This window comes from Streptomyces sp. WAC06614 (genome assembly GCF_003949795.1).
Lineage (GTDB): Bacteria > Actinomycetota > Actinomycetes > Streptomycetales > Streptomycetaceae > Streptomyces.
On the sequence record NZ_RPRY01000068.1, the window covers coordinates 15,612 to 27,146 of the forward strand.

The following is an 11,535-nucleotide window of genomic DNA, read 5'->3' on the forward strand; positions in this document are numbered from 1 at the left end:
TGCGGTGGCGCTCACGCGGCGGTCCCGCCGGGGGCAGGGGCGGAGGCCTGCGCCTGGGCCGGGACCTGTGCCGGGGCCGGGGCTTCGGCCTGGGCCTGGGCCTCGGTCTTGGTCGGGGTGCCGGACGGTTGCCAGCCGGGGCCGGCGAAGACGCGGCCCGCGCGCTCGCGCCAGCTGGTGGCGGCGCGCACGTCCCGGGCGATGGCGGCGTACTCGTGGGTGGCCACGCGCAGCGGGTTGTAGGTGTGGATGTTCTTGGTCAGCCCGTAGACCGGCTGCTCGGTCTCGCCGACCCAGGAGCCGAACATCCGGTCCCAGACGATCAGGATCCCGCCGAAGTTGCGGTCCAGGTAGCCGCCCTGCGAGGCGTGGTGGACCCGGTGGTGCGAGGGGGTGTTGAAGACGTACTCGTACGGCCGCGGCAGCTTCCCGATGCGCTCGGTGTGCACCCAGAACTGGTACAGCAGGTTGATGCCGTAGCAGAACGGGATCGCGGCGGGGTGCACGCCGAGGGCGACCATCGGCAGGTAGAACCACCAGGTGGTCGCACTGGTCCAGGGCTGGCGCAGGGCGGTGGTGAGGTTGAACATCCGGCTGCTGTGGTGCACCACGTGGCAGGCCCACAGGATGCGGATGACGTGGTGGAGCCGGTGCTGCCAGTAGTAGAGGAAGTCCTGGACGAGCAGCATCAGCAGGGCGGTCCACCACAGGAACGGCACCCGCAGCGGGGTCAGTTCGTAGACGGCGGTGAAGACCGCGACGACCGGGATCTTCCAGAGCAGGTCGAAGCCGATGCTGCCGAGGCCCATGGTGACGCTCGTGACCGCGTCCTTGGCGTCGTAGCCGGCGGCGTCCTCGTCGGGGTGGAGCCGGTAGCTGACCACCTCGATGACGGTGAGCAGCACGAAGGCGGGTATGGACCACAGCACGACATCGGGCAGATTTGGCATGGGCGCACCTTAGGGCGGGTTCAGGGGTGCCGCTAGGGGTTGTTACCGATCAGTATCCGACGGGGTTACCCGGGGTACAAGGGGGAGGGTGCATGGCAGGGGTGGAAACCGCCGTACTCCGGACGGCGAGCACCGCGGCGGGCTGGCTGTGGCGGACCCGGCTGGGTCAGGTGCCGGGCGCGCGCCTGACCGACCGCCCGGTGCGGCCCGCGCCGCGCTGGCGGCGGCCGGAGGAGCTCGGCACGCCGGAGGTGCGCCGGCTGGCCGAGGAACTGGCCGCGCGCCTGGGCCCGGCCGCGGCCCGGCTGCCGGAGCACGAACGGCTGGCGGCCCTCGACGCCGTCGCCGACGCCTTCGCGCTGTTGGGCGGGGTCGGCGCCGACGCCCTGTTCGCGGCGGACCTGGATCCGGCGGAGCTGGCCGCGCGGCTGCCGGTACCGGCGGGGGCCGGGCTGGGCCCGGAGGCGGAGGCCCTGGCCCGGGACCTGATCCGGCTGACCTGCACGCACGCGGTGGAGTACCTGACCGCCCTGCCGTCGTTCGCCGCCCGGGCCGACGTGGAACTCGTCCGCCGCACCGGGGCGTTGCAGCGCTCGGTGGACCGGCTGGACCGGCTGGCGGACCGCGCCGACGGGGCGGCGCACGCCTTCGAGGAGCGGTACGCGCGCTACGTCGCCGAGGCCTACGGCCGGCTCCAGCTGTTCGGCCTGACCACCGGCCGGGCCCGGGAGGAGTGGCCGCTGGACCTCGCCTACATCAGCCTCGCGGTGAGCGCGCAGGAGTACCGGCCGCAGCCGGGGGAAGCCGGGCCGCACCGGACCACCGTCACGGCGGAGGACGCCCTCGCGGCTGCCGACCGGACCGTGCTGCGCGGGCCCGCGGGCTCGGGCAAGAGCACCCTCCTGCAGTGGCTCGCCGTCCAGGCGGCCCGGCAGACGGGCGGTCCGTGGTGGAGCACGTGCGTCCCGTTCGTGCTGCGGTTGCGGTCCTTCACCACCGCGGAGAGCCTGCCGCTGCCCGAGGAGTTCCTCAAGGCCGCCGGCGTCCCCCTCTCGGCCCCTGCGGGGTGGGTCGAGGAGCTGATGCTGAACGGGCGGGCGCTGGTCCTGGTCGACGGGGTGGACGAGGTCCCCCAGCGCCTGCGCGGCCGGACGGAGACCTGGCTGCGGTCGCTGGTCTCGGCCTTCCCGAGGGCGCGGTACGTGGTGACCACCCGCCCGTCCGCGGTGCCGGAGGACTGGCTCGCGCGGGAGGGGTTCGTCCCGCACACCCTGCTGCCGATGGAGCGGGAGGACGTCGGGGCGTTCATCGGGCACTGGCACCGGGCCGCCCGGGCGGACTGCCCGGGCGAGGACCTCGACCCGTACGAAGCCTCCCTGCGGGAGGCGGTCACGGCCCGCCGGGACCTGGGCCGGCTGGCGACGAACCCGCTGATGTGCGCGCTGCTGTGCGCGTTGAACCGGGACCGGCGGATGCAGCTGCCGCGGGCGAGGAAGGAGCTGTACGACGCGGCGCTGGACATGCTGCTGGTCCGCCGGGACACGGAACGGGAGATCGCCGGGGTCGAGGGGGTCCACCTCACCCGGGAGGAACAGCTCCTGCTGCTCCAGCGGTTCGCGTACTGGCTGATCCGCAACGGGCAGGTGGAGGCGGGCCGGGACGAGACGGTCGAGCTGGTCGCGCAGTGGCTGGACGCGATGCCGCAGGTGCGCGAGCAGGGCACGCCCGAGCAGGTGTTCCGGCACCTGCTGATCCGCAGCGGGCTGCTGCGGGAGCCGGTGAAGGGCTCGGTGGACTTCGTCCACCGGACCTTCCAGGACTACCTGGGGGCCAAGGCCGCGGTGGAGTCGCGGGACTTCGGGGTGCTGGTGAAGAACGCGCAGGACGACACCTGGGACGACGTGGTCCGCATGGCGGTGGGCCATGCCCGCCCGGACGAGCGGGTGCGGATCCTGCGGGGCCTGCTCAAGCGCGCGGACAAGGTCAAGTCGGCCCGCAACCGCCTGGTGCTGCTGGCCGCCGCCTGCCTGGAACACGCCCCGGAACTGGACCCGTCCCTGCGCAGCGAGATCCAGTCCCGGACCGCCGAACTGCTGCCACCGCGGACCCCCGAGCAGGCGGAGGAACTGGCCGGGGCCGGGGAGCTGGTGCTGGAGCTGCTGCCGGGGCCGGAGGGGCTGACCGCGGACGAGGCGGCCGGGTGCATCCGGACGGCATGGCGGGTCGGCGGACCACGGGCGCTGGCGCTGATCGCCCGCTTCCGCCAGGACGACCGGCCCCCGGTGCAGCGGCAACTCGTGGAGGGCTGGCACGCGTTCGACGTCGAGCCGTACGCCGACGAGGTGCTGGCCGGTGCCGCCCTCGGCACGACCATGGTCACGGTCCGCACGGCTGGGCAGCTGGCCGCCCTCGGCCGGCTGCGGAACATGGAGCGTCTGCACCTCAGCGACGCCGACGGTGTTCCGGGACACGTGGCCGACCGGCCGCTGAAGTGCCTGGCGCTGTTCCGCAACGGGCTGACCGACCTCGGACCGCTGACGGTCCACCGGGAGCTCGACCACCTGGGCCTCTACGACTGCCGGCACCTGACCGGCCTGGCGCCGCTCACGGCCCTCCCCCGGCTGAAGGCCCTGGTCCTCACGGACCTGCCCGCCGGGCTGGACCTCGCACCGTTGGCCGAGATGCCCGCACTCGACTGGCTGTCGCTCAACACGCCGCCCGGTGTGGAGCGTGTCTCCGAACTGCCGCTCCCGCAGTCCCTCAAGGGGCTCGCCCTGATCCGTCCGGAGGTCCGGCTCGATTCCCTGGAGCGCTGGCCGGGGATGGCGTGGCTCAGTGTCAGCGGGCCCGCGTTGCTGGACGGGCTGACGTCACTGCCGGAACTGCCGCGTCTGGACACGCTCAACGTGCTGCAACAGCCGGACCTCGATCCGGCGCTGCTGCTCGGCCAGCCGCGGATCACCGCACTGGACCTGGGCCACTGCCGGTGCCCGAAGGGCCTTGCCGCGCTGCGCGAGCTTCCCGAGCTGCGCCGTCTGGTGCTGACCGGCCCCGCGACGCACGACCTGGCTCCGCTCGCCGACCTGGACGGGCTGACGATCGAGCTCGGCGCGGGGACCCCGGTCACCGGCCTGGACCGGATCCCGCCCGAGCGGATCACCTGGCTGAGCCCCTGGTGATCCGCCCGGGCGGCGGCCGGGGGAGGTCACCAGACCCGGACCGAGCCCCCCAGGGCGAAGGCCGGGCTGGTGGCCTCGGGGGGAACGGTCGTCAGGGGTTCGGCGACCTCTGCGACCAGGGGGCCGTGCTTCGCCGCGACGGCGTCCAGCAGGGTCAGGTCGAAGCCGTAGACGCGGGCGGCGTTGCCGCCGACCATCGCGGCGACCTCCTCCCGCGGCAGGCCCGCATAGGCGATGCGCAGGCCCTCGCGGGAGAAGGGCGTCGTGCCCTCGTCGTGCGGGTAGTCCGCGCCCCACATGATCTTGTCCAGGCCGATGCGGTCCCGCAGCGGCACCTCGTGCGGGCGCATGAAGCTCGCGCCGACGAAGCAGTTGTCCCGCCACACCTCGCTCGGGCCCTTGCCCATGGACTCCGCCAGGCCCGCGCCGAACTTGGACTCCGCCGTGGCGGCCTTCGTCGCGGCCGAGACCAGCCGGCCGTGGTAGTAGTCCAGCATGTCGAGCACGCCCGGGATCCAGCCCGAGCCCTGCTCGGTCAGCACCAGCTTCAGGTCCGGGTGGCGGCGGAAGGCCCCGCCGAAGATCAGGTGCCACAGGGCCCGGTGCGAGAACCAGGTCGTCTCGACCATGAAGACCGCGCGGGCGGCCGGTTCGGGGCCCAACGGCGGGGAGGCGGAACCGCCGTGGTGGTTGACGGGCACGCCCAGTTCCGCACACACCGCCCAGATCGGGTCGTACGTCTCGGAGTACAGCTCCGGGACGGCCGAGCCGGGCGGGACGCCGGGCAGCAGGATGCCGCCCGTCAGCCCGGCCTCCCGGGTGCGGCGGATCTCCGCGACCGCCGCGTCCACGTCGTTCAGGAGGATCTGCACCACTCCCGCCCGCCGGCCCGGCGCCTGGGCGCAGAAGTCGGCCAGCCAGCGGTTGTGCGCCTGCAGCCCGGCCCAGCGCTGCTCGTACTCGGCTCGGGTGGGCGGCTGGGCCATCAGGGCGGCGCTGGGGAAGAACGGCGGGATGGTGTTGGGGAAGACCACCTCCGCCACGATCCCGTCGGCCTCCAGGTCGGCCAGCCGGCGCGCCGAGTTCCAGTTCCGGTCGGCGGTGTCGGCCAGCAGGTCCTCGTACGGGTTGAGGTAGGTGGCGGCCCAGGCGTCGAAGGCGTCGTGGTGCTTCTTCTCCAGGTACGGCCTGTAGTCCAGCAGGTCGGCTCCGGCGTGGCAGTCCGCCGAGACGACGGTGTAGCGGTCCTCCCCCGTCACGGCGCCACCCCCAGCACCGGGAAGTCGCTGCCGGTCAGCCAGTGCCGGCCCGTCTCGCGCGAGCGGGCCCACGAGGCCTCGACGGCCGCCTGGTCGCGGTCCTGGCCCAGTTCCACGGGGGTGGGGCCGATGCGGCGGGCGATCGGGGCCAGCTTCTGCGTGTCGAAGCCGAAGACCTCGGCGGCGGCCAGGCCCAGCATCCGGCGGGTCTCGGCGACGGGGATGTCGTGGAAGGTGGTGCGCAGCCAGGTGCGGGTGTCCGGCCAGGTGCCCTCGGGGTGCGGGAAGTCCGAGCCCCACAGGATGTTGTCCACGCCGATCTCGTAGCGCTGGGCCAGCTCGCGCCGCTTGGTGTTGGTGGCGCAGACGAAGATCTGGCGGTCCAGGTATTCGCTGGGCGGGCGCTTCAGCTCCGCGAAGGGAGACAGCTTCTTGCCGCCGTGGGCGCCGAGGTAGAGCCGGTCCATGAACCACAGCAGGTTCGGCAGCCACCAGCAGCCCGACTCGGCGACGCCGAACTTCAGGCCGGGGTGGCGTTCGAAGACGCCGGACCACAGCAGGAACCACAGCGGCCGGGCCGGCCACCAGGTGACCTCGGAGACGTAGATGCCCAAGTGGTCGCCGTACTCGTGGCGCGGCGCGGCCCCGGAGTGGGTGACCACCGGCATCCGGGTCTCGGCGGCCGCCGCCCAGACCGGGTCGTAGCGGCGGTCGTGGTAGGGGGCCCGGTCCACCCACATGGAGGGGATCATCAGGGCGCCGAGCCCGGACTCCTTGGCGCGGTGGATCTCGGCGACCACCGCGTCCGGCTCCGCGGTGACCGGCAGGAGGGCCACCCCGCAGTGCCGCTCGGGGTGTTCCGAGACGAACTCGGCCAGCCAGCGGTTGTGCGCCTGGGCGCCCGCCATGCCGAGGGCGGGGTCCTGGTCGCCGGACAGGCCCAGGCCCACGCCGAAGGGGGCCGCGGTCTGGCTGTCCACGGCGTCGGCGTCGGGGAAGACCACTTCGGCGGCCACCCCGTCGCCGTCGAGCTCCTTCAGGCGCTGGGCGGTGTCCCAGCCGCCCTTGAGGCCCTCCTCGTGGTCGCGGAACCACTTCTCGGCGAAGGCCTCGTTGCGCACGCCGAGCCGGGTGGCCTCCTCGCGGCGGGCGTCACGCTGGCCGAGGAACTCGTCGAACTGCCGGTGGAAGCGGGGGTCGAGGTAGGGGCGGTACTGCTCGGTGGGCAGGCCCGCGTGGCAGTCGGAGGAGATGATCAGGTACGGGTCGTCGTACTCGCTCAACGGGAAACTCCTCAGTCGAGGATGAAGCTCTCCAGGTAGGCGGGGTTGGCGCGGTCGAGCATGGACTGCGACCGGGCGCGGATCTGGCGGTCGCTGTGCTCGCCGGCCGGCAGCATCCAGAAGCGGTCGGCGCGGATGCCGTCGACGACGAGGTCGGCGACCTCCTCCACCGGGGTGAAGCGGACCTCGTGGCCGGCCTGCTTCATGGCGCTCTCGTACTGGTCGAGGGTGCGGTACGGGGTCCTGCGCGGGCGCTGTTTGGCGTACCGCTCGGGGCGGTTGCGGTGGGACTCCCACAGGCCGGTGCGCAGCATGTGGGGGCCGGGGAAGAGGACGGAGGCGCCGACGGGGGCGCCCTCGGCCTTGAGGTGGGCGTAGAGGGACTCGGTCATGGTGACCACGGCGGCCTTGGTGACGGCGTAGACGGAGGCCGTGGGCAGGGGGGCGATGCCGCCGTCGCCGGAGGAGGTGTTGACGACGTGGCCGGGGCCGCCGTCGGCGAGCATGCGGGGGACGAAGGCCTGGATGCCGTGGAAGACGCCCCAGACGTTGACGGCGAAGGCCCACTTCCAGTCGTTCGGCTCGTGCTCCCACATCCGGCCCTCGGCGCCGGAGCCGACGCCCGCGTTGTTGCACAGGACGTGGACCGCGCCGAAGGCCTCGTAGGTGGCGTCGGCGAGGGCGGTGACGGAGTCGCGGTCGCTGACGTCGGTGACCTGGGCGAGGACCTCGGCGCCGGTCGCGGACAGTTCCGCGGCCGCCTTGGCGAGGGCGCCCTCCTCGACGTCGGCGAGGACCACCCTCATCCCCTCGGCGGCGAACCGGCGGACCATGGCCAGGCCGATGCCGCCGGCGGCTCCGGTGACGACGGCCACCTGGCCTGCTTCGAGTCGCATGTCACACACTCCCCTCGGGCGGGCCGTCGAAGGCCTGCTGCGGGTCGTCGTAGCGCTGGTGGAGGTACGGGAGCAGGGCCTGGGCGCTGACCCGTTCGACGACCCGGCCCTTCTGGTCGGTGGTCTTCTCGCCGATGGTGATCTCCACCAGGCGGCGGACGGGCAGGTCGGCGACCGGGTCGTACATGGACTCGCGCAGGACCACGTCACCGGTGACGTTCTCCAGCTTGCGGACCTTCTCGTTGCGGGTGCAGTGCACGAGCACCGGGTCGGCGTCGAAGCCGTTGCCGTCGACGGCCGGCAGGAACTTGAAGTAGAAGTCGGTCTTCTGCACGGGCCCGGGGACCGGCAGCGCCCGGTCGACGGCCCCGCGGACCTCCACGAAGGCGATCCCGTGCCGGGCCAGGGCGGCCCGGACGACCAGGCCCTCGCGCTCGACGGTGACCTCGCCGAGCTTCTTCGGCTCGCCGAAGACCTCGCGGCCGCCGGTCAGGGCCCGCTCATGGGTCATGGGCATGACCAGTGGGTACCAGCCCTCGACCCCGCCGTGCCGGGCGGCGACGGCCACGGAGCCGGCGCCGAGCGGATAGCCGGGGAGGTCGACCTTGCTGATGTTGGCCCGGACCAGGGGCCGTTCGGCGGGCTTCAGCGGCGGCGGGAGGACGGCCGCCACCACGTCCGGGTCGGTCTCCCAGACGGCCACCACACCGGTGGACCAGATGTCGGGGAGACGGGAGCTCTTCTCGCGGGAGGCGGCGATCTCGGCCTCGCTGCGCGCGCCGTACCGTACGCGTGCCATGGGGGTGTACCACCCTTCGTCGGTGTCGTACCCGGGGGCTCTGTAACACAGTTACACCTCCGTCGATGAAGGGTAAAGAGGGCTGCACGCGCCCATCTGACGGATCGCCAGATGAGCGCGGCGGGCCGACGAGACCGACAGGAGCGCCATGACGCGAAGTCCGCTGACCCGGGACGAGGTCCTGGCCGCGGCCGCCTCCCTGGTCAAGGAGCACGGCCCCGGCGGCCTGACCATGCGCGGGCTGGCCGCCGAGCTGGGCACGGCCGTGACCTCGATCTACTGGCACGTCGGCAACCGCGAGCAGCTCCTCGACGCGCTCGTGGCGCGGACCGTGACGGAGATGGGCGCGATCCGGCCCAGCGGCCGCACCCCCGTCGAGAGGATCGTCTCGGTCGCCGGGGGCCTGCGCCGGGAACTGCGCGCCCGGCCCCACCTGATCGCCCTGGTCCACGAACGGGGCCTGACCGAGCGGATGTTCCTGCCCGCCCAGCAGGCCCTGGTGCACGAGGTGCACGCCGCCGGGCTGCGCGGGGCGCGGGCCGCGGACGCGGTCCGGGCCGTGCAGTTCCAGGTGGTGGGCTTCGTCCTGGTCGAACGCAACCGGGAGCGCTCCCCCGCCCAGTCCCCGGCCGAGGGCGAACTGTGGGCCCTCCCCCAGGCCCCGCCGACCGCCCCGCAGGACCCGGCCCTGACCCGGGCCCTGAGCCGTCCGGTGGACCCGGAACAGCTCTTCCTGCTCTCCGTACGGGCCCTGACGGAGTCCCTGCTGGCACCCGCGCCCGGCTGACCCTCCGCCCGGCCGCGCGGGCCGCGCGCGGCCGATTCCGCCCCCGGCGGGGGACGGGCTGTCGGTACGGGCCCGTATCCTCTGTGACCATGCTCGACGACCGTACGACCGCAGAGACGACGTGGCCGACCGCGTACCCCCAGGGGTACGCGGTCGTCGACGTGGAGACGACCGGGCTCGCTCGCGACGACCGGATAGTGTCCGCCGCCGTCTACCGGCTCGACGCGCGGGGCGATGTGGAGGACCACTGGTACACGCTGGTCAACCCCCAGCGCGACCCGGGGCCGGTGTGGATCCACGGCCTGACGAGCGAGGTGCTGGCGGACGCCCCGCTGTTCAAGGACATCGCCGACGAGTTCGCCGACCGGCTCGCCGACCGGGTGCTCGTCGCGCACAACGCCATCTTCGACTGGCAGATGATCGCCCGCGAGTACGCCCGGGCCGAGGCGCAGGCGCCGGTGCGCCAGCGACTGTGCACCATCGCCCTGTCGAAGGAGCTGAACCTGCCGCTGCCCAACCACAAGCTGGAGTCGCTCGCCGCGCACTTCGGCGTGGTCCAGCAGCGCGCCCACCACGCGCTCGACGACGCCCGGGTGCTGGCGGAAGCCTTCCGTCCGTCGCTGCACGCCGCCGCCCGGGACAACGTACGGCTGCCCCTGCTGGAGTGCCGGCCGCTCACCGAGTGGTCGGACGCGCCGGCCACCCCGAGGATCGGCCAGCAGGCCTCCTACCGGTCCGTCAGCTGGCGCCCCTCGCGCAAGCGGCCCCCGTGCCCGTACCCGAACCCGGGGCGGTTCGAGGACGGCCGGCCGCTGAAGCAGGGCATGCGGATCGCCTTCTCGGGTGACACCTCCGTGGAGCGGGAGCTGCTGGAGGACCGCGCGGTCGAGGCCGGGCTGCACGTCGCCACCAGTGTGTCGCGGCTCACCAGCCTGCTGGTGACCAACGATCCCGACTCGGCCACGTCGAAGACGGTCAAGGCGAAGGCGTTCGGCACCCCGATCGTGGACGAGGCGGCCTTCACCCAGCTCCTGCGGGACGTGGCCCCCGCGGACTGACAGGCGGCGGCGTTGCGCCGGGCGGGTGCTCGACGGCCGAATCGCCCCGCCGGACCTTGCCCCGGTCGGCACGGCTCCGGAGCATGCGGCGCATGGCTCGTTGCGAGGTCTGCGGAAACGATTACGGCATGTCCTTCGAGGTGCACGCGCAGGGCGCGGTGCACGTCTTCGACTGCTTCTCCTGCGCCATTCACCGCATGGCGCCCATCTGTGAGCACTGCCGGGTCCAGATCATCGGGCAGGGCGTCGAGGCCGAGGGCAAGTGGTACTGCGGGGCGCACTGCGCCCGGGCGGAGGGGAAGGTGGGGATCGTCGACCGCGTCTGACATCACCGGCTCGCGTCCACGACCCGGCGGCCCCCCGGCCGCCGGGGTCAGCCGTGCGCGGGGTACCGTCGAGGCGTGTACCGATTCGTCCTGACCCGGCAGTGGGTGTGCCTCACCCTCCTGGCCCTGGTCCTCATCCCGGTGATGATCAAGCTGGGGTTCTGGCAGTACCACCGCCACGAGCACCGGGTCGCGAACAACCGGCTGATCGCGGAGAGCCTCGCCGCCCGGCCGGTCCCGGTCACCGAGCTCACCTCCGCCGGCCACATCGTCCCGCGCTCCGACTACTGGCGCACGGTCACCGCCACCGGCACCTTCGACACCGCCCACGAGGTCGTGGTCCGCATGCGGACCAACGCCGACGACCGGGTCGGCTTCCACGTGATCACCCCGCTGCTGCTGGCCGACGGCCGGGCGGTCCTGGTCAACCGCGGCTGGGTGGCCGGCGGGGACGACCCCCAGGACTATCCTCCGGTGCCGGCCGCGCCCACCGGCGAGGTGACCGTCACCGGACGGCTCAAGGCCGACGAGACCAGCGGCAGCAGCGGCATCAAGGACCGCAGCGGCCTGCCGGACCGTCAGGTGATGCTGATCAACAGCGAGCAGCAGGCCCGCGCGCTGGGCCGGCCGGTGCTCGGCGGCTACCTGGAGCTGACCGACCCGGTCCCGCCGGACCGCAAGCCGGAGCCGGTCGGCGCGCCCGACCACGACTCCATCGGCCCGCACATGGCCTACGCGGTCCAGTGGTGGCTGTTCGCCGCCGGGGTCCCGGTCGGCTGGGTGGTCCTGGTCCGCCGGGAGAAGCGCGAGCGGGCCGCCGCGGCCGAGCCCGCCGCACCCCCCGCCACCGAGCAGAACGAGCCCGCCCCGGCCTAGGTGTGTTGTCCGGAGAGGTTGGTGCCGCGGCTGGCGGGTGTTTGGCCGCCGATGCCGGTGTGGGGTCGGTGGTAGTTGTACCAGTGCAGCCAGTCGGTGAACGCTTCCATCCGGTCACGGTC

11 protein-coding genes are annotated in these 11,535 nt (G+C 73.3%); 5 read left to right on the top strand and 6 right to left on the bottom strand.

Annotated elements, in window-relative coordinates:
* Window positions 1–11: 11 nt before the first annotated feature.
* Window positions 12–950: a sterol desaturase family protein gene (locus tag EF918_RS12255; protein WP_125644749.1), complete on the bottom strand. Its 939-nt coding sequence runs from the start codon at window positions 948–950 to the stop codon at window positions 12–14.
* 92 nt (window positions 951–1,042) lie between these two features.
* On the opposite strand from EF918_RS12255, the gene EF918_RS12260 reads away from it, so the two are divergent.
* Window positions 1,043–4,129, top strand: a complete 3,087-nt coding sequence (locus EF918_RS12260; protein ID WP_125644751.1) for an NACHT domain-containing NTPase — start codon at window positions 1,043–1,045, stop codon at window positions 4,127–4,129.
* Window positions 4,130–4,155: 26 nt separating this feature from the next.
* Here the strand turns inward: EF918_RS12260 and EF918_RS12265 are convergent, their stop codons facing one another.
* Genes EF918_RS12265 through EF918_RS12280 form a run of 4 tightly spaced genes read right to left on the bottom strand, consistent with a single transcriptional unit; the run spans window position 4,156 to window position 8,366 of the window.
* Complete coding sequence (locus EF918_RS12265; protein ID WP_125644753.1) at window positions 4,156–5,388, bottom strand: amidohydrolase family protein; 1,233 nt, start codon at window positions 5,386–5,388, stop codon at window positions 4,156–4,158.
* Window positions 5,385–6,671, bottom strand: coding sequence for an amidohydrolase family protein (locus tag EF918_RS12270; protein ID WP_125644755.1), 1,287 nt, complete (start codon window positions 6,669–6,671; stop codon window positions 5,385–5,387). The genes EF918_RS12265 and EF918_RS12270 overlap by 4 nt, the downstream gene beginning before the upstream one ends.
* 11 nt (window positions 6,672–6,682) lie before the next feature.
* Window positions 6,683–7,567 (bottom strand): SDR family NAD(P)-dependent oxidoreductase, encoded by an 885-nt coding sequence (locus EF918_RS12275; RefSeq protein ID WP_125644757.1) that lies wholly within the window; start codon window positions 7,565–7,567, stop codon window positions 6,683–6,685.
* Window position 7,568: 1 nt separating this feature from the next.
* Entirely contained in the window at window positions 7,569–8,366 is a 798-nt protein-coding gene (locus EF918_RS12280; protein WP_125644759.1) for an acetoacetate decarboxylase family protein, read from the bottom strand.
* Between the two features lie 148 nt (window positions 8,367–8,514).
* Here EF918_RS12280 and EF918_RS12285 point away from each other — a divergent pair, with 148 nt between their 5' ends.
* From EF918_RS12285 to EF918_RS12300, 4 genes are all read left to right on the top strand, one after another.
* Window positions 8,515–9,153 (top strand): TetR/AcrR family transcriptional regulator, encoded by a 639-nt coding sequence (locus EF918_RS12285; RefSeq protein WP_125644761.1) that lies wholly within the window; start codon window positions 8,515–8,517, stop codon window positions 9,151–9,153.
* 89 nt (window positions 9,154–9,242) lie between these two features.
* Window positions 9,243–10,211, top strand: coding sequence for a DEDDh family exonuclease (locus EF918_RS12290; protein ID WP_125644763.1), 969 nt, complete (start codon window positions 9,243–9,245; stop codon window positions 10,209–10,211).
* A gap of 92 nt (window positions 10,212–10,303) precedes the next feature.
* Entirely contained in the window at window positions 10,304–10,537 is a 234-nt protein-coding gene (locus EF918_RS12295; RefSeq protein WP_125644766.1) for a hypothetical protein, read from the top strand.
* Between the two features lie 75 nt (window positions 10,538–10,612).
* Complete coding sequence (locus EF918_RS12300; RefSeq protein WP_125644768.1) at window positions 10,613–11,413, top strand: SURF1 family protein; 801 nt, start codon at window positions 10,613–10,615, stop codon at window positions 11,411–11,413.
* On the opposite strand, the gene EF918_RS12305 is transcribed toward EF918_RS12300, so the two are convergent.
* The coding region (locus EF918_RS12305; RefSeq protein ID WP_148141226.1) for an integrase core domain-containing protein at window positions 11,410–11,535 on the bottom strand (126 nt) is incomplete at its 5' end. The genes EF918_RS12300 and EF918_RS12305 overlap by 4 nt on opposite strands.

What these genes read in the sequence shown, in the direction of transcription:
- EF918_RS12255 (WP_125644749.1), bottom strand. Translation starts at nt 950, where the DNA reads ATGCCAAATCTGCCCGATGTCGTGCTGTGGTCCATACCCGCCTTCGTG.
- EF918_RS12260 (WP_125644751.1), top strand. Translation starts at nt 1,043, where the DNA reads ATGGCAGGGGTGGAAACCGCCGTACTCCGGACGGCGAGCACCGCGGCG.
- EF918_RS12275 (WP_125644757.1), bottom strand. Translation starts at nt 7,567, where the DNA reads ATGCGACTCGAAGCAGGCCAGGTGGCCGTCGTCACCGGAGCCGCCGGC.
- EF918_RS12280 (WP_125644759.1), bottom strand. Translation starts at nt 8,366, where the DNA reads ATGGCACGCGTACGGTACGGCGCGCGCAGCGAGGCCGAGATCGCCGCC.
- EF918_RS12285 (WP_125644761.1), top strand. Translation starts at nt 8,515, where the DNA reads ATGACGCGAAGTCCGCTGACCCGGGACGAGGTCCTGGCCGCGGCCGCC.
- EF918_RS12290 (WP_125644763.1), top strand. Translation starts at nt 9,243, where the DNA reads ATGCTCGACGACCGTACGACCGCAGAGACGACGTGGCCGACCGCGTAC.
- EF918_RS12295 (WP_125644766.1), top strand. Translation starts at nt 10,304, where the DNA reads ATGGCTCGTTGCGAGGTCTGCGGAAACGATTACGGCATGTCCTTCGAG.